Here is a 21,400-nt window from a genome sequence, read left to right as displayed (position 1 = left end):
CCTATTTCCCCTTTTCCTGCGCCCGCGCCTGCGCCTGCTGGAAGATTACGATCGGAATGATCAGCAGGATCAGGAGCACCACGGCCACCGCCGACGAGACCGGCCAGTCGCGATTGGAGAAGAACTCACTCCAGATCGTCTTACCGATCATGAGTGTCTGCGAACCACCGAGAAGGTCCGGAATGACGAACTCACCTACGGCCGGAATGAACACGAGGAAACAACCGGCCAGCACACCCGCCAGCGACAACGGGAAGGTGATTTTCCAGAAGGCGGCAAACGGTGTGCAGCCCAGGTCCTGCGCCGCTTCGATGAGCGAATAGTCCATCTTTTCCAGCGAGGAATAGATCGGCAACACCATGAACGGCAGATAGGAATAAACGATCCCGATGAAGATGGCCGTATCGGTATTGAGAATATTGAGCGGCGTATCGATGACGTTGAGCCACATCAGAAACTGATTGAGCAGGCCTTCCGGCTTCAAAATACCGATCCATGCATAGACGCGGATCAGAAACGACGTCCAGAACGGCAGGATCACCAGCATCAGCAATGTCGGACGGATTGTCGTTGGCGCGCGCGCCATGCCATAGGCCATCGGATAGGCGACAAGCAAGGTCAGGAAGGTGGAGATAGCCGCAATGCGGACACTGGACAGATAGGCTTTGTAATAAAGCGGATCATCCAACAGCCAGAGATAATTGTCGAAGGAGAGTTGTTTGATTTTCTCCCACGTTGCTGCGAACCCCTGTGCCAGATCGAAAGTTGGCATATAGGCCGGGATCGCCATCGCGACTTCCGACAGGGAAATCTTGAAGACGATGAAGAACGGGACCAGAAAGAATACCAGCAGCCAGAGATAAGGCACTGCGATGACGAGACGGCTGGCAATGGAAGCGACGAGCTTCTGCATGGTGGCCTCCTCAGGCGGTCAGCACCAGACCGGCATCGGTATCGAAGGAAACCCAGACGCGCTCGTCATAGGTCAGCGGATTTTCCGTCTTGCGCACGGCATTGAGGCTTGCAGCCTTGATCGTGCGCCCATTTTCCAGCCGCACATGGAACACCGTCATATCGCCGAAATAAGCGATATCCCAAAGCTCACCTTCCACCGCATTGACCGACGCATCGTCCGGCTTTTCGCGTGTGATGCGTGTCTTTTCAGGACGCACCGCATACCAGACCTTCTGGCCCGGATCGAGTTCTTCGCGGGTCTCGGTCTGAATGTGAAAGCCGAATTTTTCCGTGGCGATTTCTGCCTCGCCGTTCGCGGCTTTCACCACTTCGCCTTCGATGATGTTCACATTGCCGATGAAGTCAGCCACGAATTTGGAGCGCGGCGCCTCATAGACTTCCGCCGGCGTCGCCACCTGCTTGATGCGGCCCTTGTCCATCACCGCGATGCGGTCGGACATGGTCATTGCTTCTTCCTGATCGTGGGTGACGACCATGAAGGTCATGCCAAGCTTGACCTGCAAATCCATCAGTTCGAACTGGGTCTCCTCGCGCAGCTTCTTGTCGAGCGCGCCGAGCGGCTCATCCAGCAGCAACACCTTGGGGCGCTTGGCAACGGAGCGGGCAAGCGCCACGCGCTGGCGCTGGCCGCCGGACAACTGATGTGGCTTGCGCTTGCCATATTGCTCCAGCTTCACGAGCTTGAGCATTTCGGCCACGCGCGCGTCTATTTCCGATTTCGCCATACCGTCCTGCTTGAGGCCGAAAGCGATATTATTCTCGACCGTCATATGCGGAAACAGCGCATAGGACTGGAACATCATGTTGACCGGGCGCTTATAGGGCGGGATGCCGCGCATATCCTGGCCGTCGAGCGTGATACGGCCCGATGTCGGCTCCTCAAAGCCTGCCAGCATGCGCATCAGCGTGGTCTTGCCACAGCCGGAAGCCCCCAGCAACGCAAAGAACTCGCGATTGAAAACATTGAGCGACAGATCATCGACGGCGGTAAAATCGCCGAATATTTTCGTCACATTCTCAAAAGAAATGAAGGGCTTGGCCGCCGGATCGTTCCAGGGCGCAAATTTGCGGCGAAAACTGCCAAAAGATTCCATTCCGTTCCCCTATCCGATCTACCCGGAACCAAAAGCCTGTCTTTAAAGCGGGACCGCTCTCGATAATTATGCTGTATTACAAGACGCAGAGCGGCCCTCCGTCTGCACAGTGGGCCGCTCTTCACGATGTCGGGCGGGACATATCGGTCCCATAGTATTTCGGCTCTTACTGGCCGGTGACGATCTTGGTCCAGGCGCGGGTGACCACGCGCTGGGTCTTGGTGTCATAAGGCGTGGGCACGAACAGCTTCTTCATGACGTCTTCGGTCGGATAGATTTCCGGATCGTCAAGAATTTCCTTGTCGATGAACTCCTGCGAGGCCTTGTTGCCATTGGCATAGAACACGTAGTTCGAAGCCTTGGCAGCCACTTCCGGACGCATCATGTAGTTCATGAATTCAAGCGCTTCCGGCACATGCTTGGCGTCTGCCGGGATCGCCATCTGGTCGAACCAGATCAGCGCGCCTTCCTTCGGGATCGAATAGCCGATCTCGACGCCCTGCTTTGCTTTTTCAGCGCGATCACGTGCCTGGAAGATATCGCCCGAATAGCCGATGGCCATGCAGATATCGCCATTGGCCAGCGCATTGATATATTCAGACGAGTGGAACTTGCGGATATTCGGGCGGATCTTCAGATAAAGATCCTGAGCCTTCTGCAGATCGTCCGGCGACGGCGAATTCGGGTCGAGACCCAGATAATTCAAAGCCGGGCGCAGCATTTCGCTGGCCGAATCAAGAAGATAGATGCCGCAACCTTTAAGCTTCGCAGACTTTTCCGGGTCGAAAAGCACGTCCCAGGAGTCGATTGTGTCGGTGCCGAGCGCTTCCTTGATCTTGGCCTTGTTGTAGCCAATGCCGGTCGTGCCCCACATGTAGTTGACGGAATATTCGTTGCCCGGATCGTAGGTTGCCGCGCGGTTGGAGATTTCATCCCACATGTTCTTGAGGTTCGGCAGCTTGTCCTTGTCGAGTTTCAGGAACACGCCTGCCGGAATCTGACGGCCAAGGAATTCGCCCGATGGCACCACGAGATCGTAGCCGCTGCCACCGGCCAGAAGCTTGGTCTCCAGAATTTCGTTGGAGTCGTAAACGTCGTAGACGACCTTGATCCCGGTTTCCTTGGTGAAATCCTTGAGAATGGAGTCGTCGATATAATCCGACCAGTTATAGATATTGACCACCCGCTCCTGCGCGCTCGCGGAAAATGTGGCAGCCGCTACAAAGCCCGTCACGACGGTCGTTGCCAGAAGGAAGGATTTGATCCCCATCGTTTGCTCCAATCTGCACGATAAATTCCGGTGCAGGTTCAAGGTGGATATACTGTTTCTTTATTGCACTTTTTTAGATTGCACAGCATTCGTCAACAGGGTCGTGACAGGACGAACATAAAAATTGCATCGCAGGCCCCATCCGCCCCCATCCGTGGGGCAATGAGATTTCGGTTATGCCTGACAAACACCAGCTTACTATTGGAAGTCGAAGGCCGATATCCCCGCCACCATCTCGTCCAGCCCGAGCGGGCGCGTCAGCGGTGGCTCGGCGCGGGTGATGCAACCTTGCCTTTCGCACAGACGACAGGCCGGACCGATCTCCGTATTGCCAGCCTTTGAAAGCGACGCGCCATAGACCGTGTCGGCACCCGCTTCCAGCACACAACCAAGCAACAGCGCTGTCCTGCGTGGACGCTCGCTGAATGCGCCCTGCGGCCCCTCCAGCGTGCGGGCAATTGTCAGGAAAGCCGAGCCGTCCGGCAGTTCCGCCGGTTCCACCAGCACCTGCCCTGCCTGAGCGAAAGCCGCATAGACCGGCAGCTTTGGGCATTGACCGCCGAAGCGGGTCGGAAAACCTTCCGCTCCTGCAACGCGCAGTCGATTGCCTGCATGATCGATTTCCATCACGAAAAAGGGCAGCGCACTTGCCCCCTGTCGCTGCAAGGTGGTCAGCCGGTTTGCCGCCTGCTGGAATGAAACCCCGAAACGCGTGCGTAGCACATCGACATCATAACGGGCCCGCACAGCTGCATCGCGAAACTGGCGATAAGGCATCATCAGGGCCTGCGCCGCATAGCGCGCCAGTTCGAACCGCGCGATGCGCTTCGCTTCGCCTGATGACAGTTTCAGCCCTTCCGTCTCCGCGCCGATCACAACCTGCATACGGATCAGCACCGCCTCCATGGCGATCTCTTGCAGCTGATCGAAGGGCGACAGACGCTCCGAAACAAACAGCCGCTGCGAATGCCGGTCATAACGCCTGCGCCAGTTCGGCATGGTGGCGACCGGCAGCGTGCGAACCGTGATGCCATGCTCGCGGCGTAGCCAGTCCTTCAAGGCGCTGGGTAAATCCCCGTCCGGCTTAAGCAGGGTGTAAAAGCTCTCCGCCTCTTCCTCGATACGCGGATAATGGTTGGCCCGCCGCGCCATCACATCGCGCACTTCATCGAGCGGCAGGCGCGTCGCGGAAAGCTCAGCCCCGCTTCCCTCATGCGACAGTAATTGCGACAGATCAGACAAGCGTTGCTGCTGCTCGCGATAGGCACGGTAAAGTTTCATGATGCCGACGGCAGCATTGGGCGCGGCCTCGCCGATTTCGACCAGCTCCTGATCGCCCGGCAGTTCACCGGTCAGAAGTGGATCGGAAAACACTTCCTTCAGCCCCGTGATCGTGGAGCCGCTTTCGGCCTGAAGACTGTCGAGGTCGAGCTTGTAAACACTGGCGAGCTTCAACAGGAGCTGCACCGTCAAGGGCCGCTGGTTGCGCTCGATCAGGTTCAGGTAAGACGGCGAAATACCGAGCGCCTCGGCCATCGCCGTCTGGGTCAAGCCCCGCTCGTTGCGGATGCGCCTGATGCGTGGGCCGGCAAATATCTTGCGTTCGCTCACCTGATCCTCCCGACCCATAACGGCAGTTTTACAATTCATGACAAAATAGCTGTAAAATTCAACTTTGACAAGATTTACAAATTTACAGTGCCATCCAGTCAAAACTCCGACAGCATTACCTCAATTATAAGCTCTTTTTATTGGTTTTTCTGGCGCACTAACAATCTCGATTGTAAATCTGGTCACAGAAAGAGCGCATACAAATTGCTCTTCCAGAACCAGTCCAAAGTGTGAGGAGACACCGAAATGACAGATTTTTACAGCCTTATTCCTTCGGCACCAAAGGGTCGCTTCGACGGCATCCAGCGTGCGCATACGGCCGAAGATGTAAAAAGGCTGCGTGGTTCGGTGGAGATCAAGTATTCGCTGGCCGAGATGGGCGCCAACCGCCTCTGGAAGCTGATCCATGAGGAAGATTTCGTCAATGCGCTGGGCGCGCTTTCCGGCAATCAGGCCATGCAGATGGTTCGCGCCGGACTGAAGGCAATCTACCTCTCCGGCTGGCAGGTTGCAGCGGATGCGAACACGGCTTCGGCCATGTATCCGGACCAGTCACTCTATCCGGCGAATGCCGCCCCGGAACTGGCCAAGCGCATCAACAAGACGTTGCAGCGTGCCGACCAGATCGAAACCGCCGAAGGCAAGGGACTTTCGGTCGATACCTGGTTTGCCCCCATCGTTGCCGACGCTGAAGCAGGCTTCGGTGGTCCGCTGAACGCTTTCGAGATCATGAAAGCCTTCATCGAGGCGGGTGCAGCAGGCGTTCACTACGAGGACCAGCTTGCCTCGGAAAAGAAGTGCGGCCATCTTGGCGGCAAGGTTCTGATCCCGACGGCAGCGCACATCCGCAACCTTAACGCGGCGCGTCTGGCTGCTGACGTGATGGGAACGGCAACGCTGGTTATCGCCCGCACGGATGCGGAAGCCGCCAAGCTTCTGACCTCGGATATCGATGAGCGCGACCAGCCCTTCGTCGATTACGATGCGGGCCGCACGGCGGAAGGCTTCTATCAGGTGAAGAACGGCATTGAGCCATGTATCGCCCGTGCGATTGCCTATGCGCCTTATTGCGATCTGATCTGGATGGAAACATCCAAGCCTGATCTCGAACAGGCCCGCCGCTTTGCGGAAGCCGTGCACAAGGCGCATCCGGGCAAGAAGCTCGCTTATAACTGCTCGCCGTCGTTCAACTGGAAGAAGAACCTCGACGACGCCACGATTGCCAAGTTCCAGCGTGAGCTGGGCGCGATGGGCTACAAGTTCCAGTTCATCACGCTGGCCGGTTTCCACCAGCTCAACTTCGGCATGTTCGAACTGGCACGCGGTTACAAGGACCGGCAAATGGCAGCCTATTCCGAACTGCAACAGGCGGAATTTGCAGCCGAAGCCAACGGCTACACCGCGACCAAGCATCAGCGTGAAGTCGGCACCGGCTATTTCGATGCCGTGTCACTCGCAATCACCGGCGGCCAGTCTTCGACCACCGCCATGAAGGAATCGACCGAAACAGCACAGTTCAGACCGGCTGCTGAATAACAGCCCGGCGACAAACAGGAGGAATAGTTCCATGAATTCGCCAGCACGCGTCAAGGAAAGAGCAGAAGAACAATCTTCAAGCATGACCACGGATCAGCAGACCGTTATCCGTATGCTCGCCAACGATCTGCATCGCCTCAACTACACCGTCATGAAGGCGGTCGAGGCAGGCGTTTCCGTGGAGTTGGTCCGCTCGGCCCGGCATCATGGTGGCGACGGCAACTGGGGTGACCTACTGATCCCAGTCATTGTCACCCACGACAAATGATGATGCTCCCGACTATCGCCGTCGCCGCCATGTTCCTTCATTTTGTGTGCCTTCGGCAGCACGGGAACGGCGACGGCAACTGGGGTGATCTATTGATCCCAGTCATCGTCACCCACGACAAATGATGATGCTTTCGACAATCGCCGTCGCCGCCATGTTCCTTCATTTTGTGTGCCTTCGGCAGCACGGGAACGGCGACGGCAACTGGGGTGATCTACTGATCCCAGTCATCGTCACCCATGACAAATGATGACGGTCCTCGCTCTCATGCTCGCTGCCATGCTCACACACTTCTCTTTTGGCAGCGACACAATGTCCAAACTGGCAGTTGCCCGTAAAATTCGATGAAACAGGGTTGATCTGTCACTCGCTTTATGGTCGGATTTCCTCAACTGACCTCCCCGGCTGGCCCTGCCAGTCGGGGCTTTTTTTACATAAGAAGATAATCGACTGGTTGAGGAAGGTCGGGCAGGTTTTCCTCGCCCAATGCTTCCCGCAGATTGATTTCGATTGTATCGGCGATGGCCCCGATGGGCAGATCGTTGGGCAATGTTCCGAACGGCTCCTCCAGCTCGTCGCCCAGCGCATCCAGCCCAAAGAAAGTATAGGCCACCAGTGTCGTCGCAAATGGCGTTCCCCAACCAAGCATATCGGCAAAGCCGAACGGTATGAAGAAACAGAACAGATAGGCCGTGCGATGCAGAAGCAGCGTATAGCCGAAGGGAACCGGCGTGAACCGCAACCGCTCGCAGGCCGCCTGAACCTCTGCCAATGCGGACACTGAACTGTCAAGCGTCTGGAAATCGACCGGATGCAGAGCGTCTTTCCCACGCATATCCGCCAGAGCAGCACCAAGCCGCCGCAGGATGAAATCAGGCTTGTTGCGGCTTTCCGCCAACGCTTTCCGCTCTTCCGCAGACAACCATTTGTCGTATTTGTTTGAGCCACCGGTTTCCTCTGGCCGAAGATGGCTGACCATGGCCTGCGAAAACGCAATCGCATAACGGAGCAGCTTTTCCCGTCCGCCTTCCAGTCCCGGCACATTCTCCAGCAACAGCGTCTGACGCCCCAGACCGCGCGTCGTATAGACGAGCTTGCCCCAGATTTTGCGAGCCTCCCACCAGCGGTCATAACAGGCGTTGTTGCGGAAGCCGAGAAAGATCGAAAGCGCAATGCCGAGCAGCGCCAAAGCCGTCCCGTTGTTGACGGCTGGCACCCAGCCGGGAAACGCGCGATGCGCCCACACAACCAGCACCGACAGAAGGAAAACCGCAAAAATCTGCGGCAGGATACGCAGGATGATGGAGCCCTTGAGTATGAAGAAGAGCTTCCACAAAGGGGGGCGCGGGCGAACGATCATTTCAAGTGGGTCCGACGAAGATGAGCAAATGCAGCCTATACGCCTTCTTGCAACACACGACCAGAAGCACCCTGTATTTTCTTACCGTATAAGAGAATACAAAATTATATTATTCTAAATAACAGTATTACTTCTCATAAAATTGTTCTGACAAATATTATTTTATCAATTTTCATGGGTGAGAAATGTCAATCCAATCCTTGATAGACAATATTGCCTCAAACGCCAATATAGACCCTGGAACCGCCGAGCAAACAGTTGGTATATTGCTCTCCATCATCCAGCACGAGGCTCCGATTGTCGCGCCGCAAATATTCAACCTGATTCCCGGAGCGCCCGCACTGGCACGCGCCAATGATGTGCTCAACCCTGAAAATTATCATGCAGATGGCATCCTCGGAACAGTTTCGAATGTGGCCGGAAATTTTGCGGGCGAGCGAATAGGCGCTTTGGTCTGCGGTCTGGCGGCATTGAAATCCACCGGCATGAGCATGGATCAGGCCAATCAGGCATTCCTGACAGTCATCCGTCATATCAGGCAAAAAGATCGCGAACTTGTGCGAAAGCTCTTTGCTTTCGTCCCGGCACTGAAAAGCCACTTCAATATTCCACAAACTGAATCTTGACCGAAAATTCACCGAACTCCAACAAAGCCGCGCCTCATGCATTGACGCCGGTGCACCATTGGTGGTCCCTGCACCCCGATCCGGCGCACAAGCCTGCGGGTCACTTGTAAATGGTTGGTCGTGGAAGCCATAGGGTTTGCTCGCCGACTGCGGTTTGAACCGCCCCTTGCGGGGGCAAGGAATTTGGAATTTTCATGTCTGTTCAGTCTCTCATTGATAGTATCGCCACCAAGATCAACATCGATCCGCAGCTTGCAGAAAAGCTGACTGGCTCGGTGTTTTCCGTTCTGCAGCACAGCGCACCGGAAATCGGCAACAAGATCTTCGCACTCCTGCCGGATGCCCAGCAGCTCGCCAGCGCCCACGATGTACTTGCAACAGGCACGGGCGGCATTATGGGTGCGCTGTCGGGACTGATGGATAATGTGGCCGGCGAAAAGATGAGTGCGCTTCTCAAAGCCGCTGCCACGCTTCGTTCCAGCGGCCTCTCCAGCGACCAGATCACCGAAGCAGGCGGGCAGGTGATCAATTATGTGCGCGACCATGACCCGCAGCTGGTCGACCAGCTGGTGGCAAACGTACCCGCTCTCAAGGGCCATTTCGGTCTCTGACGCATCGATTTTCTTTTGTGTGCGCTTTCTGCGATGGCGCACACAAAAGCTTGCCGGACCCATTTGTCATTGAGGCCGGTCGCAGCTATCATGCCACTATCGAAATCATTTTCTGGTGATTGATGTCTGCTGATACGACGGAAAAGAAGGTTACGCGCGCCCCGCGTCGCCGTACGCCTGCCTATGTCAAATCTCTTCGCGGTGTGAAGAACTGGAAGCAGGCAACCGAATGGCTTGCCTGGCGTGATATCGAAGACATCGAATGCATCACCCCCGATCAGGCGGGGGTTGCCCGCGGCAAGATGATGCCGTCGAAGAAGTTCACTTCCAATACCTCGCTGGCATTGCCTTCGGCCGTCTTCATGACGACGATTTCCGGCGACTATCCGGAAGACGGCTACGGCTTTCATTACCCGGAGGATGACGGCGACCTCAAGCTGGTGCCGGACCTCTCGACCCTTTCGGCTGTGCCGTGGGAATCCGATCCGACCGCGCAGGTTATCTGCGATCTTGTCTATCAGGACGGACGCGGGGTGGAATTCACTCCGCGCAACGTGCTGCGCAATGTCGTTGCCGCCTACAGCAAGCGCGGCCTGAAACCGGTCGTTGCCCCAGAAATCGAGTTCTATCTGGTCCGCAAGAACCCCGACCCCGACTATCCGCTGACGCCACCTGTCGGTCGCTCGGGTCGCGCCATTGGCGGCGGACAGGGCTATTCGATTGCAGGCGTGAACGAGTTCGACGAACTGATCGATGACATCTATCATTTCTCCGAAGGCCAGGGGCTGGAGATCGACACGCTGATCCACGAAGAAGGCGCTGGCCAGCTTGAGATCAACCTGCGCCATGGCGACCCGGTAGAGCTCGCCGATCAGGTATTCATGTTCAAGCGCACCATCCGCGAGGCGGCGCTCAAGCACGACATGTATGCCACCTTCATGGCCAAACCCATTCAGGGCCAGCCCGGATCGGCAATGCATATCCACCAGTCCATCGTGGACAAGAAGACCGGACGCAACATTTTCACCAATGAGGATGGCAGCGAAAGCGAGGCTTTCCGCCATTTTATCGGCGGCATGCAGCGTCATGTGCCGAATGCGCTTGTCATGTTCGCGCCCTATGTGAATTCCTATCGCCGCCTGACGCCGGATGCTTCCGCACCCGTCAACGTCAAATGGGGCTACGACAATCGTACCACCGCTTTCCGCGTCCCACGCTCCGACCCCAATGGGCGCCGCGTGGAAAACCGCATCCCCTCCTCCGATGCCAACCCCTATCTCGCGCTGGCGGCTTCACTTGCCTGCGGCCTGATCGGCCTCGTGAACAAGATTGAAGCTGAACAGCCTGCGACCACCAGCGTCAACACCAAGGAAATCGAACTGCCCCGCGGCCTGATCGACGCGGTGGAGCTGTTTGAGGAAGACACGGAGCTGCGCAATCTGTTCGGCAGTTCCTTCGTCACGACCTATGCCGCCATCAAGCGTGCCGAGTTCGAAACCTTCATGGAAGTCATCAGCCCGTGGGAACGCGAGTTCCTGCTGCTCAACGTCTGACCGGTTCCACATGCCCTACCAAAGCCCAATCTCGCCCGGCATTTCCTGGTACGAAGCGAGTGTCCCTGATCGGCCGCAATATCCTGAAATGGATGGCTCGCGGCAGGCCGATGTCGTTGTCATTGGTGGCGGATATACAGGGCTTTCGGCTGCCTACCATCTGGCGAGACAGGGCGTGGACGTCACACTCATCGACGGAGCGCGGTTCGGCGATGGGGCGTCGGGGCGCAATGGTGGCCAGTTCGGCACCGGCCAGCGCACATGGGCCGAAGACCTTGAAGCCGAATATGGCTTTGAGCGTGCCAAGGCTCTGTTCGACGTGGCGGAAGAGGCCAAGGCCTATCTCCTTGCCTTTGCCGACGAACACAGGATCGATATGGAATATGTGCCCGGCCAGATTTCGGTCGTGCACAAGCCGCGCTATCTCAAGTCATATGAGCGCCATGTGGAGTTGATGGCGAGCCGCTTCAACTATCAGCACCTGCGTCTGCTCGACCGCGCTGAAACAGCGAGTCTGCTCGGTTCAGAGCGCTATTTTGGCGGCGTCTACGACGCAGGCACCGGCCATATTCATCCGCTGAAACTGCTTGTCGGAACTGCAAAAGCCGCCCATGCGGCGGGCGCAAAGCTGTTTGAAGACACCAGAGCCACTAAAATCAGCACCGCAAGCGGGCGGGTCGAAGTCGAAACCAATCGCGGAACCATATCGGCGCGAAATGCCTTCATCGCTGTCAATGCTTATGGCGGTCTGCTGGAACCGGTCAGCGCATCGCATGTCATGCCGATCCGCTCATTCATCGGCGCAACAGTGCCGCTTGGCGACGACAGCCCCATTATTCCGGGCGGTGAATCCATCGACGATTCCCGCTTCGTGGTGCGTTATTTCCGTCGTTCAAAGGACGGAAGGCTGCTGTTCGGCGGGCGTGAAGCCTACACTGCTGACAATCCGCGCGATATCAGCACCCACATCCGCCGCCAGATAGCCGAGATTTATCCGGCGCTGGACAAGGTCGAAATCACCCATGCATGGGGTGGCTCGGTCGGCATTACCATGCCGCGCCAGCCCTTCGTGCGCGAAGTGATGCCCGGTGTCATTTCCGCAGGTGGCTATTCCGGTCATGGCGTCATGCTGGCAAACTATATGGGCAAGCTCTATGCCGAAACCGTTGCTGGCAATCGCGACCGGTTGAAACTGTTCGAAGAACTGCGCATTCCCGCCTTCCCCGGCGGCCGTACTTTCCGCTCACCGCTGCTGTTCCTTGCCCTGTCGTGGTATGCTCTGATGGACAGGATTTAGAGCGCATCCCGAAAAGTGTGAAACGGTTTTCGGAACAAGATGCGCGTATTGATCTGATTGAATAAGATCGATACGCGCTCTAAGCCGTTACTTCGGCTTGTTCGCTGCACGCTCCAGCTTGGTCAACACACCGATCAGATTGGGGGCCAGCTCGCGTATCTCGGCAAGGTGCGCGGCGCTGAGCCGCTCAAGAACCTGCTCGGCCTTGTCGGTGAGCGCCAATGTATGACGCCGGCGGTCCGAAGGATCGACCATCCGCATCACCAGATCGGCATCCGCCAGCCTGCCGACCAACTCCGTTGCCGTATGCGGAGCAATGACAAGCCATTCCGCAAGGTTGCCAACCGTCAACGGTGCATCAGCGGCATGGGCCTTGATCGCAAGCAGCGCCTGATGCTGTTGCGCCGGAAGCCCTTCCGCTTCCGCAGCCGTTGCACTGAAACTCATGAACCGGCGCAAACGATAGCGAAGTTCCGCAAGCGCCTGATAGTCGGCTTGTGTCAAAGCATCCGGAGTTTGTTTCACAACAGGCTTCTTCCCTGACCTCGATATAAACACGCCCGTTCGGCTTTTCCGAAGGCGCTTTGCAGCAATCCCCTCCCCAATAGCAAGCCCCTTGCCCAAACACAAAGATGGCAATTGATTTATATCGTATTACGATATATTTAACCAGCCGTTTAGGTGCATCCCGAAAAGTGTGAAGCGGTTTTCGGACAAGATGCGCGTCAAAACAAACATCGAGACGCGCCGGTCTGATTCAACCAGATCGATACGCGCTCCAAGACGCTCTCCCCCAAGCTAGCGTATCCGCCGAGAAAGACAGGAGTTTGCTATGGCCCGGCAAAACGAGTTTCGAAGACCGCACGATTTCACCGGCGGCGTCGCGCGCCGCGTCGCGGGCGATTTTACCGCCGACAGGCGAATGCTGCTCCTGATCGCGATGGCGATCGTCATCGGTGCCGCCAGCACCGCTGCCGCATGGGTGCTTGTAAGCCTGATCGCCCTGGTCACCAATCTGGTCTGGTTTGGCCGCATCAGCATTGACCCGGCAACACTGGCGCACCTTTCGCCGTCCTTCTGGATCGTGCTCATCCCCATATTGGGCGGTCTGGCAATCGGGCTGATGGCACGTTACGGCTCCGAGAAAATTCGCGGGCACGGTATTCCGGAAGCAATCGAAGCCATCCTGATCGGCGGCAGTCGCATGTCGCTCAAAGTGGCGATACTGAAGCCACTTTCATCGGCGATCTCGATCGGTACAGGCGGCCCTTTTGGCGCCGAAGGTCCGATCATCATGACGGGCGGAGCTATCGGATCGCTTTTTGCGCAATTGTTTCAGATGAGTTCAGCCGAGCGGAAGACCTTGCTCGTAGCCGGTGCCGCCGCAGGCATGACCGCCATTTTCGGTACGCCCATTGCCGCCGTGATGCTGGGCGTCGAATTGCTGCTCTTCGAGTGGAAGCCCCGCAGCTTCATTCCTGTGGCAGCTGCAGCAGCAGTCGCTCACACAAACCGACCCTTGTTTTTCGAAACAGGTCCGCTGTTCCAGACCCATTTTCATCTGGCATTGCCCTGGTGGGGAATAGTCGCATGTGCCCTGATCGGCATTGTCGCCGGCCTGCAATCCGGCTTGCTCACGACCCTTCTCTACAAGCTGGAAGATGCATTCGAGCGACTGCCCATTCACTGGATGTGGTGGCCGGCAATCGGCGGCATCGCCATCGGCATTGGCGGTCTGATCGAGCCGCGCGCGCTTGGTGTCGGCTATGATCTCATCGACGGTTTCCTCAATGATAAATTTCTGGCTACCACAGTGCTGATGGTCCTGCTTGTCAAAAGCGCGATCTGGCTCTGCGCTCTGGCATCGGGCACGTCCGGCGGTGTTTTGGCCCCGCTTCTGATTTTCGGCGGCGCGATGGGCTGGCTGCTCGGCTTGATCCTGCCAGGCGGCGAACCCGGCTTCTGGGCGCTGCTCGGAATGGCCGCCATGATGGGCGGCACGATGCGCGCACCGCTGACCGGCACGTTCTTTGCAGTTGAAGTCACTGGCGATTTCGGCCAGATCGTTCCGGTGTTCGTGGCGACGGTAACCGCCTATGCGGTCACGGTTCTTCTGCTCAAGCGTTCAATCCTGACCGAGAAAATTGCGCGGCGCGGACAGCACATCACGCGCGAATATGGCGTAAGCCCGTTCGAGTTCGCCCGTGTGCATGAAGTCATGGTGACGAATGTGGACACGCTACCGGGAAGCATGACCGTGCAGGAAGCCTCTGCCTTTTTTGCCTCGGAAGCGGCACGGCATCGACTTTATCCGGTCATCGATAACGACCGGATACTGATCGGCATGGTGACGCGCGCTGATGCGCTGGAATGGCAGCGGAAGACGGATTTGTCCAGCCAGACGCTTGCAGATGCCGTTTCCGACACCTCCACACCTGTCGGCCATCAGGACGACAGCGTGGCGTTCATCACCGACATGATGATCGCGACTGATTGTGGACGTATCCCGATTGTGACACGCGACGGAAAACTCTGCGGACTGGTCAGCCGAAAAGACCTCTTGCAACTGAGAGGCCAGATCAACGGCAGTGAAATGGAACGGAAATCCTTCCTGCGCACGGCAGAAGCTGGCTAAACTCGGTTCACGAGAAAGGCGGGGCACCACAATCAGCGCCCCGCCTTTCTTACCACCGCCCGGTACTATTCATTATTCTACGCTACGCTTTCACTCGTCTTTGCTGCCAGACGCTGATAGGTTTCCTCAACCACGTCGCGCAGCGGAAGAATGCCGCTCATGCACAACAATGCATGCATGTGCTGGCGGGCACCTTCGTAGCCCATAAGCGGCGCATAGGGCCGCATGATGATATTGGCTTCGTCCGGATATAGTTCCTGATACTCGGCAAAGTTGGTGAAGCCCTTGTAGCTGTCGCCGCGCATCAGATAGGTTTCGACGGCTGCCCCTTCCGCCAGCACGGCATCATGACTGTCGAGAACGATGTTGTAATAGTCGATTGTCGTATCCATCGACACGCGCGCTATGCTCTGGCCGTTGACCAGATCCTTCGCGCGGATCAGAACGCCGTCGATAAGCAGCGCATGGTTGGGCGAAAGGTAAAGGTCGCGCTGCGGGGTTTTGCTGTCGATGGCATAACGTTTGACACGGATCGGCATCACGCTCTCATTCCATTGCGTGCCGCCTTTTCTGCAGCTCTGCCATCCGACCCACTTGACCGGACGCGTTTCACCGCAAGCCGTAGTCACAAGATCGCCAACGGATAATGTCTCCACCGCCACCGGGCCGGTGGGCGTTTCGATAAGTGTGCCTTTCAAAAGGCAGTGCGATCCGGAGCCTCCTCCGCCACCATGACCACCATGCCACCATTTCGTGCCCAGGGCTTGCGACGGGCGTGATGACATTGTTGAAGCCAGAGCACCCAGTGCCACAACCTTGGCGGCAGTGGCTGCTGTGAGACCCAGAAAATGTCGTCGCGCACGACTTCGCGGCGAATGCCCGTTCTTTTCTGAAGACATGAATCCCTCCGCTCTTCTCGTTACGGCACCGGCCTGAAAATCAGCGTGGATTTCTAGCAAAGCACGATGCACAGCTTCAAAATCTGAAGCGTCGTTCCGTGTTGCCCGGATCAGCGGCGCTTCAGTGCTTTGCCCCAAGTTAACAAGTCTGATCTTAACTGATCCCGACCTCGAAAAGATTCCGGCAATCAGGTCTAAAGCCTCCTCGAATAGGCGTAAGCCCTACATCGAAAGGTGAGTTTTTCTGCCGTTGAAAGGCGTTGCCAGCGGTTGCCCCTGCTGATCGAAGTTAAGTCGGCTCCTGAAAGTGTGATTTGTAGCGCTCCAGAAAATAGTATACCCCCCTATTCTAATAGAGAGGCTGTTTTCATGAGCGCACATCATCACTCCCACCATTCCGGGCATCAGCTGAGTTCCAGACACGACCATGTCTTTCTGGGAGAAAACCACCGGCGCAATGAAAAGCGAACCTGGATCGTGATCGCCATCACGACAGCGATGATGATAATCGAGATCACAGCCGGAAGCCTTTATGGCTCCATGGCGCTCACTGCCGATGGCTGGCACATGTCCACCCATGCAGCGGCAATGCTGATCGCGGCCCTTGCCTATCTCTATGCGCGCAAGCACGCACATAATTCGCGGTTCACGTTCGGCACAGGCAAACTCGGCGATCTCGCTGGCTTTGCCAGCGCCATCGTTCTCGCACTGATCGCCCTCCTGATCGGATGGGAAAGCTTCTGGCGCTTCAGTTCCCCGGTAAACATCAATTTTCACGAGGCTATTCTCGTCGCAATCATCTGACTGATCGTCAACCTCGTCTGCGCCTGGCTTCTGAGGGACGATCATTCGCACCATCATGGCCATCACCATGGCCATGACCATGACCATGACCACGATCACGCGGGTGGCCATGACCAGAACTTGCGCGCAGCCTATATGCACGTGCTCGCCGATGCGCTGACATCGGTACTTGCCATCGCAGCGCTCCTGCTGGGCAGCCTTTATGGCTGGCTCTGGCTCGACCCGGCAATGGGCATTGTCGGCGCTGCGGTGGTCGCACACTGGTCATGGGGGCTGATCAAAGACACCGGCTCGACCCTTTTGGACTATCTGCCCGAAGACGAAGACCTGCCGGACGAGATCGCGGAGATCATCAGCCGCGAGGGCGGAGAGATCGCCGACCTGCATGTCTGGCAACTCGGGCCGGGCCATCACGGTGCCATTGTGTCGATCGTCGCGGAGCAGCCGAAGGCACCGTCCTACTATCGAAACAAGCTTGCGGCGATCCATGATTTGTCGCATGTGACGGTGGAGGTGGAAGCGCGCGCTGCCTGAAAATCGCAACATTGCCATGAAGGACCGAAGTTCCCATGACCCACACTATCCGTGAAAAGCAGAAGCTCATCAATCGCGTGCGTCGCATTCGTGGCCAGCTTGAAGGCGTGGAACGGATGCTTGAGGAAGAGAAGGGCTGCGCCGAAGTCATGCAGGTGATTGCAGGCGTCCGTGGTGCGGTCAACGGGCTGATGGCGGAAGTGATCGAAGACCACATCCTGATGCATGTTGCCGATGGCGCCCTTCCGCAAAAGGAACGCGACGAAGGTGCAGGCGAACTCGTCGACGTGGTTCGCGCCTATATGAAATAGACGGTGTGTTGACATCTACCAAAAGCAGGAATAGCAAGGCGGCATGAACAAAGCACTCATCAGCACCCGGCCTTATTACGCCCCGCTCATATAGCGGCGGGTTTGCTTTGTCATAGTTCAACCGCTGCATTGCCAGCGGTTGAGTTTCAAGGACAGCGCCTCTGGCCATGCGGCCCTAAAGAGGTCAGTCTATGTCTTGCGACAATAATCAGCATATAAAAATTGGCATTATCGGCTTTGGTGCATTCGGGCAGCTTATCGCCCGTCACCTGAACCCGTATTTCCAGTTGTATGCCTACGATCCCGTCGCAGACCTTGAACAGACGGAGCGGATACATGGTGTCACGCTGACTTCCATGGAACAGGTCGCCCGGTGCAATATCGTCATCCTCGCAACGCCGGTCGCGACGCTCGACCGCGTGGTGGCGATGATCGCGCCGCATCTGCACCCCAGTGCGCTTGTTCTCGACGTCGGTTCAGTCAAGGTCGGGCCCGCCGATATCATGCAGCGCGGCCTGCCCATGCATGTCGATATTGTCGCCACACATCCGCTCTTCGGTCCGCAGAGCGCGCGTGACGGCATTGCCGGTCTGAAAATCGCCGTCTGCCCCGTGCGCGGTATAAAATTTCGTCGCGTTGCAGCCTTCCTGAAAAAGCATCTTGCCCTCGACGTCATCGTCACGACACCAGAAGACCACGACCGCGAAGCCGCAATGGTTCAGGGTCTGACGCATCTGATCGCCAAGGTTCTGGTGCAGATGGAGCCGTTACCAACCCGCATGACGACAAAGAGCTTTGACCTTATGATGCAGGCGGTTGGCATGGTCCGCCACGATGCGCCGGAAGTGTTTCAGGCCATCGAGCGCGCCAATCCTTATGCTCCGAAGGTACGCAAACATTTCTTCGCACTTGCCGACCGCATCAACGAAGAACTGGATCATCAATCCCGTCGACACAGCTCGCTTGACGACATGCAACCAATACTCAACGAGAATACAGCTAAACTGCTGAATATGGCCGACGCCTATCCGAAATAATAGGAGTTTATTACTCATCTTTTTTCGCACTGTGCTAACAGCTTGATAATTCCTTCGGCAGATTCGGGTTTTCAACATGGCATCCACTCAGAAAACCGCATCCATACCGTCAACGGTATGGATTCTTGGTTTCGTCAGCCTGCTGATGGATATCTCTTCGGAAATGGTACAGACGCTGCTGCCACTCTATCTGGTGGCCGGTCTCGGCGCTTCGGCCATGATGGTCGGATTCATCGAAGGGCTGTCAGTCGCCATCGCAACGGTGACCAAGCTTTTCTCGGGCGTCATCTCCGACTGGACAGGCCGAAGGAAACCGCTTGCCGTCGCAGGCTATGGGCTGGCCGCCATTTCCAAGCTTATCTTCCCGCTGGCAACGACAGCGGGCGGTATCGTAATGGCCAAGGCGATAGACCGTGTTGGCAAGGGCATACGCGGCACGCCGCGCGATGCCTTGATTGCTGATGTGACACCGCCGGAAATACGCGGCGCAGCCTTCGGGCTGCGCAAGTCGCTCGACACGGTCGGCGGCTTCGTCGGTCCGCTCATTGCCATAGGGCTGATGCTCGTAACCGGCGGCAACATCATCACCATTTTCTGGATTGCAGCCATTCCGGCTTTCATTGCGGTCGCGCTTCTGATTTTCGGCATTCGTGAACCGGAAACGCCCCCTAAACGCCCCCTTGCTCGCTCCAAGGGATTTCCACGATTTGCCGATGCGGGCAAGCTGAACGCGACCGTATGGATCGTGATTGCAGTCGCATCGATCCTTACCATGGCTCGTTTTAGCGAAGCATTCCTGCTCCTCAAGGCGCAGGAAGCCGGGTTTGCAGCCGCATGGGTCCCGATCACCATGGTTGTCATGCATGCCGTCTATGGGCTGACAGCCTATCCGGTTGGCGCGCTCTCGGACAGGTTGGGGCGCAAGGGCCTGCTTGCCGCCAGTCTCGGCTTCCTGATCGTCGCCGATCTTGTGATTGCCCAATCGACCACGATCTATCCGTTCCTTGCCGGCATCGTTCTTTGGGGCCTGCATATGGGTTTTTCGCAGGGCATTCTCGCAACGCTCATCGCCGACACGGCACCAGGCCACCTCAAGGGTACGGCCTTTGGCATGTTCAACGTGATAACGGGTCTTGTCATGCTTGTCGGCAACATCGGCGCCGGTTGGCTGTGGGAAAGCTATGGCTCCTCCGCCACCTTCCTTGCCGGTGCAATTCTATCCGCCGTCGCCCTGCTTAGTCTGGCGCTGCTGCCCGGCATCGCCGCCCGCAAGACAGGTTAGAGCGGCATTTCGGAAGTCTGCTTGACCGTCTGGCTCGGTACGTCGGTCTTCAGATTCTGAACGCCCTTGATCCGGCTCAGATATTCCGACTGGAAGCGGCGGTAATCCTCGATATCCGCCGCCACCACGCGGATCATCGCATCATAATCGCCGAGCATGAAATAGCATTCGAGCACCTGCGGCAGCTTCAGGATTTCCTTGGCGAAAGTCTGAAGCGTTTCCTCATCCTGCTGGTCGAGCCGGATGCGCGTGAAGAAAGTCAGCCCTTTGCCAACCTTGGCCGGGTTCAGCACGGCGACATAACGGTCTATCACGCCCGCCTCTTCCAGAAGCTTCACCCGCCGCAGGCATGGTGACGGCGAAAGGCCGACCTCGCGTGCGAGATCGTTATTGGCGATGCGGCCATCGCGCTGCAACACGCGCAGAATCCGTTTATCGATATCATCCAGCTTCATTGGCGTTCGATTCCATTTATGCTGACCTTACTGGCATTATCTGCCAAATATTGATGCATAAGGGCATAATTCGCAACCAAATTGCTCAAGAGATTGGTTATAGTCGCGAAACTTCTTAAGCAAACACGCAAGAGACTGAGCAAGGGGCAACCAGTTACCGGTTGGTCAACGGGAATTTTATGGATATTTCACAGGCCTATGTGCCTCAAAAAAGCAGATCCGGGCGCGGCTCGGAATTCCGTCGCGGGGCCGCAGCCGGTCTGCCGGTTCTGCTTGGCATTATTCCCTATGCGCTGGTTCTGGGCGCGCAGGCCGCACAAAAAGGCCTCAGCGTCATCGAAGTCCCCCTGATGACCGGACTGAACTTTGCAGGCGGATCGGAATTCGCAGCCATCCAGCTCTGGACCTCGCCGCCGCATGTCCTGCTGATTGTTGCGATCACCTTTCTGGTCAACAGCCGCCATCTGCTGATGGGCGCAGCTCTGGCCCCCTTCATCCGCCATCTGCCCAAGCGCAAGGCTTTTGCGAGCCTGTTTCTGATGTGCGATGAAAGCTGGGCGCTCGGACTTGCCGATGCGAAACGTCGCCAGTCGAAAGGCGTCAATCCGGCACTGAGCCTCACCTTCTATGCCGGCGTGGCCATTCCTTTCTATCTCGCATGGGTTCTATTCACCACGCTGGGTGCCGCCTTCGGGCCGATGATGGGAGACCTGCGCCCCTATGGTTTCGACATGGCATTTCCGGCAGTGTTTCTGGTTCTGCTGGCGGGCATGTGGAAAGGTTTTGCGGCCGCGCGCCCGTGGCTGGTCAGCCTTGTGGTGGCCGCGCTGACCTATCTCACCATTCCCGGCGCCTGGTATGTCGCCGCCGGTGCCTTGTCCGGTCTCGTTGCAGCCTATCTGCTGGCAGGTGAAGAATGATCGATCCATTGGCCGTTCTGACCATCGTTCTGATGGCAAGTGTCACCTATCTCACACGGATCGGCGGCTATGTGCTGCTGCGCAACCGCACACTCAGCAAACGTGCGACGGCGGTGATGGAAGCAGCACCCGGCTGTGTTCTGATTTCGGTCATCGCGCCCGATTTCGTGTCCGACAAGCCTGCCGACCTGATCGCGCTTGCAATCACGATCTTCGCTGCGACGCGCTTTTCCATGCTGCCAACCGTGCTGATCGGCATCGGTGCGGCGGGCGCTTGCCGCTACCTGATCGGGTAAAGCATGTCTCCAAAAAGTGGGAACCG

Annotated in this window: 20 protein-coding genes and 1 pseudogene; 13 read left to right on the top strand and 8 right to left on the bottom strand. The window is 57.1% G+C overall.

Annotated features, from left to right (window positions below):
- Position 1: 1 nt before the first annotated feature.
- From OHI65_RS06870 to OHI65_RS06855, 4 genes are all read right to left on the bottom strand, one after another.
- The gene (locus OHI65_RS06870) at positions 2 to 913 is read right to left on the bottom strand and encodes an ABC transporter permease subunit (RefSeq protein WP_010659112.1); all 912 of its coding nucleotides are present in this window, start codon (positions 911 to 913) and stop codon (positions 2 to 4) included.
- A 10-nt stretch (positions 914 to 923) separates the two neighbouring features.
- Positions 924 to 2,069, bottom strand: coding sequence for an ABC transporter ATP-binding protein (locus OHI65_RS06865; protein WP_012093275.1), 1,146 nt, complete (start codon positions 2,067 to 2,069; stop codon positions 924 to 926).
- Between the two features lie 166 nt (positions 2,070 to 2,235).
- Positions 2,236 to 3,339, bottom strand: coding sequence for a polyamine ABC transporter substrate-binding protein (locus OHI65_RS06860; protein WP_010659114.1), 1,104 nt, complete (start codon positions 3,337 to 3,339; stop codon positions 2,236 to 2,238).
- A gap of 198 nt (positions 3,340 to 3,537) precedes the next feature.
- Positions 3,538 to 4,950 (bottom strand): helix-turn-helix domain-containing protein, encoded by a 1,413-nt coding sequence (locus tag OHI65_RS06855; protein WP_125301209.1) that lies wholly within the window; start codon positions 4,948 to 4,950, stop codon positions 3,538 to 3,540.
- A gap of 246 nt (positions 4,951 to 5,196) precedes the next feature.
- Between OHI65_RS06855 and aceA the strand changes: the two genes are divergently transcribed.
- A complete protein-coding gene (gene aceA / locus OHI65_RS06850; RefSeq protein ID WP_010659116.1) occupies positions 5,197 to 6,486 on the top strand; it encodes an isocitrate lyase in 1,290 nt (429 codons plus the stop codon).
- Positions 6,487 to 6,517: 31 nt separating this feature from the next.
- Positions 6,518 to 6,754 carry a hypothetical protein gene (locus tag OHI65_RS06845; protein WP_010659117.1) on the top strand — a complete coding sequence of 79 codons (237 nt, stop codon included), beginning with the start codon at positions 6,518 to 6,520 and terminating at the stop codon, positions 6,752 to 6,754.
- A 430-nt stretch (positions 6,755 to 7,184) separates the two neighbouring features.
- On the opposite strand, the gene OHI65_RS06840 is transcribed toward OHI65_RS06845, so the two are convergent.
- Positions 7,185 to 8,114: a bestrophin family protein gene (locus OHI65_RS06840; protein WP_114048038.1), complete on the bottom strand. Its 930-nt coding sequence runs from the start codon at positions 8,112 to 8,114 to the stop codon at positions 7,185 to 7,187.
- A 185-nt stretch (positions 8,115 to 8,299) separates the two neighbouring features.
- Here OHI65_RS06840 and OHI65_RS06835 point away from each other — a divergent pair, with 185 nt between their 5' ends.
- The 4 genes from OHI65_RS06835 to OHI65_RS06820 all read left to right on the top strand — a co-directional run bounded on the left by OHI65_RS06835 (position 8,300) and on the right by OHI65_RS06820 (position 12,201).
- Positions 8,300 to 8,740 (top strand): hypothetical protein, encoded by a 441-nt coding sequence (locus OHI65_RS06835; RefSeq protein WP_029376001.1) that lies wholly within the window; start codon positions 8,300 to 8,302, stop codon positions 8,738 to 8,740.
- A gap of 194 nt (positions 8,741 to 8,934) precedes the next feature.
- A complete protein-coding gene (locus OHI65_RS06830) occupies positions 8,935 to 9,351 on the top strand; it encodes a DUF2267 domain-containing protein (RefSeq protein WP_125301211.1) in 417 nt (138 codons plus the stop codon).
- 122 nt (positions 9,352 to 9,473) lie between these two features.
- The gene (locus OHI65_RS06825; protein WP_010659122.1) at positions 9,474 to 10,904 is read left to right on the top strand and encodes a glutamine synthetase family protein; all 1,431 of its coding nucleotides are present in this window, start codon (positions 9,474 to 9,476) and stop codon (positions 10,902 to 10,904) included.
- Positions 10,905 to 10,914: 10 nt separating this feature from the next.
- On the top strand, positions 10,915 to 12,201 hold the full coding sequence (locus OHI65_RS06820; protein WP_012093282.1) for an NAD(P)/FAD-dependent oxidoreductase: 1,287 nt from the start codon (positions 10,915 to 10,917) through the stop codon (positions 12,199 to 12,201).
- 87 nt (positions 12,202 to 12,288) lie between these two features.
- Here OHI65_RS06820 and OHI65_RS06815 read toward each other — a convergent pair whose 3' ends face one another.
- Positions 12,289 to 12,648, bottom strand: a complete 360-nt coding sequence (locus OHI65_RS06815) for a MarR family winged helix-turn-helix transcriptional regulator (RefSeq protein WP_235824328.1) — start codon at positions 12,646 to 12,648, stop codon at positions 12,289 to 12,291.
- Positions 12,649 to 13,033: 385 nt separating this feature from the next.
- Here OHI65_RS06815 and OHI65_RS06810 point away from each other — a divergent pair, with 385 nt between their 5' ends.
- On the top strand, positions 13,034 to 14,836 hold the full coding sequence (locus OHI65_RS06810; RefSeq protein WP_125301213.1) for a chloride channel protein: 1,803 nt from the start codon (positions 13,034 to 13,036) through the stop codon (positions 14,834 to 14,836).
- Positions 14,837 to 14,913: 77 nt separating this feature from the next.
- Here OHI65_RS06810 and OHI65_RS06805 read toward each other — a convergent pair whose 3' ends face one another.
- Entirely contained in the window at positions 14,914 to 15,735 is an 822-nt protein-coding gene (locus OHI65_RS06805; protein ID WP_012093285.1) for a Hint domain-containing protein, read from the bottom strand.
- Positions 15,736 to 16,104: 369 nt separating this feature from the next.
- Here OHI65_RS06805 and dmeF point away from each other — a divergent pair.
- From dmeF to OHI65_RS06785, 4 genes and pseudogenes are all read left to right on the top strand, one after another.
- Positions 16,105 to 17,073: pseudogene (gene dmeF, locus OHI65_RS06800) on the top strand (CDF family Co(II)/Ni(II) efflux transporter DmeF).
- 35 nt (positions 17,074 to 17,108) lie between these two features.
- Positions 17,109 to 17,384, top strand: a complete 276-nt coding sequence (locus tag OHI65_RS06795; protein WP_012093288.1) for a metal/formaldehyde-sensitive transcriptional repressor — start codon at positions 17,109 to 17,111, stop codon at positions 17,382 to 17,384.
- Positions 17,385 to 17,575: 191 nt separating this feature from the next.
- Entirely contained in the window at positions 17,576 to 18,421 is an 846-nt protein-coding gene (locus OHI65_RS06790) for a prephenate dehydrogenase/arogenate dehydrogenase family protein (RefSeq protein ID WP_125301217.1), read from the top strand.
- A gap of 76 nt (positions 18,422 to 18,497) precedes the next feature.
- Positions 18,498 to 19,703, top strand: a complete 1,206-nt coding sequence (locus OHI65_RS06785) for an MFS transporter (protein ID WP_012093291.1) — start codon at positions 18,498 to 18,500, stop codon at positions 19,701 to 19,703.
- Here OHI65_RS06785 and OHI65_RS06780 read toward each other — a convergent pair.
- A complete protein-coding gene (locus OHI65_RS06780; protein WP_010659131.1) occupies positions 19,700 to 20,158 on the bottom strand; it encodes an Lrp/AsnC family transcriptional regulator in 459 nt (152 codons plus the stop codon). The genes OHI65_RS06785 and OHI65_RS06780 overlap by 4 nt on opposite strands.
- 179 nt (positions 20,159 to 20,337) lie before the next feature.
- Between OHI65_RS06780 and OHI65_RS06775 the strand changes: the two genes are divergently transcribed.
- Both OHI65_RS06775 and OHI65_RS06770 read left to right on the top strand, forming a co-directional pair.
- Positions 20,338 to 21,078: an AzlC family ABC transporter permease gene (locus OHI65_RS06775; protein ID WP_010659132.1), complete on the top strand. Its 741-nt coding sequence runs from the start codon at positions 20,338 to 20,340 to the stop codon at positions 21,076 to 21,078.
- Positions 21,075 to 21,374: an AzlD family protein gene (locus OHI65_RS06770; RefSeq protein WP_010659133.1), complete on the top strand. Its 300-nt coding sequence runs from the start codon at positions 21,075 to 21,077 to the stop codon at positions 21,372 to 21,374. Before OHI65_RS06775 ends, OHI65_RS06770 begins: the two co-directional genes overlap by 4 nt.
- The last annotated feature ends 26 nt before the right edge of the window (positions 21,375 to 21,400 follow it).

The organism is Brucella sp. MAB-22 (genome assembly GCF_025908475.1).
GTDB classification, from domain to species: Bacteria; Pseudomonadota; Alphaproteobacteria; order Rhizobiales; family Rhizobiaceae; genus Brucella; species Brucella anthropi.
This window is presented reverse-complemented; position numbering and strand designations above follow the sequence as displayed.

Excerpts from the sequence above, each read along its gene's own strand:
- OHI65_RS06870 (WP_010659112.1), bottom strand. The coding sequence starts at position 913 with ATGCAGAAGCTCGTCGCTTCCATTGCCAGCCGTCTCGTCATCGCAGTG.
- OHI65_RS06865 (WP_012093275.1), bottom strand. The coding sequence starts at position 2,069 with ATGGAATCTTTTGGCAGTTTTCGCCGCAAATTTGCGCCCTGGAACGAT.
- OHI65_RS06860 (WP_010659114.1), bottom strand. The coding sequence starts at position 3,339 with ATGGGGATCAAATCCTTCCTTCTGGCAACGACCGTCGTGACGGGCTTT.
- aceA (WP_010659116.1), top strand. The coding sequence starts at position 5,197 with ATGACAGATTTTTACAGCCTTATTCCTTCGGCACCAAAGGGTCGCTTC.
- OHI65_RS06845 (WP_010659117.1), top strand. The coding sequence starts at position 6,518 with ATGAATTCGCCAGCACGCGTCAAGGAAAGAGCAGAAGAACAATCTTCA.
- OHI65_RS06840 (WP_114048038.1), bottom strand. The coding sequence starts at position 8,114 with ATGATCGTTCGCCCGCGCCCCCCTTTGTGGAAGCTCTTCTTCATACTC.
- OHI65_RS06835 (WP_029376001.1), top strand. The coding sequence starts at position 8,300 with ATGTCAATCCAATCCTTGATAGACAATATTGCCTCAAACGCCAATATA.
- OHI65_RS06830 (WP_125301211.1), top strand. The coding sequence starts at position 8,935 with ATGTCTGTTCAGTCTCTCATTGATAGTATCGCCACCAAGATCAACATC.
- OHI65_RS06825 (WP_010659122.1), top strand. The coding sequence starts at position 9,474 with ATGTCTGCTGATACGACGGAAAAGAAGGTTACGCGCGCCCCGCGTCGC.
- OHI65_RS06820 (WP_012093282.1), top strand. The coding sequence starts at position 10,915 with ATGCCCTACCAAAGCCCAATCTCGCCCGGCATTTCCTGGTACGAAGCG.
- OHI65_RS06815 (WP_235824328.1), bottom strand. The coding sequence starts at position 12,648 with ATGAGTTTCAGTGCAACGGCTGCGGAAGCGGAAGGGCTTCCGGCGCAA.
- OHI65_RS06810 (WP_125301213.1), top strand. The coding sequence starts at position 13,034 with ATGGCCCGGCAAAACGAGTTTCGAAGACCGCACGATTTCACCGGCGGC.
- OHI65_RS06805 (WP_012093285.1), bottom strand. The coding sequence starts at position 15,735 with ATGTCTTCAGAAAAGAACGGGCATTCGCCGCGAAGTCGTGCGCGACGA.
- OHI65_RS06795 (WP_012093288.1), top strand. The coding sequence starts at position 17,109 with ATGACCCACACTATCCGTGAAAAGCAGAAGCTCATCAATCGCGTGCGT.
- OHI65_RS06790 (WP_125301217.1), top strand. The coding sequence starts at position 17,576 with ATGTCTTGCGACAATAATCAGCATATAAAAATTGGCATTATCGGCTTT.
- OHI65_RS06785 (WP_012093291.1), top strand. The coding sequence starts at position 18,498 with ATGGCATCCACTCAGAAAACCGCATCCATACCGTCAACGGTATGGATT.
- OHI65_RS06780 (WP_010659131.1), bottom strand. The coding sequence starts at position 20,158 with ATGAAGCTGGATGATATCGATAAACGGATTCTGCGCGTGTTGCAGCGC.
- OHI65_RS06775 (WP_010659132.1), top strand. The coding sequence starts at position 20,338 with ATGGATATTTCACAGGCCTATGTGCCTCAAAAAAGCAGATCCGGGCGC.
- OHI65_RS06770 (WP_010659133.1), top strand. The coding sequence starts at position 21,075 with ATGATCGATCCATTGGCCGTTCTGACCATCGTTCTGATGGCAAGTGTC.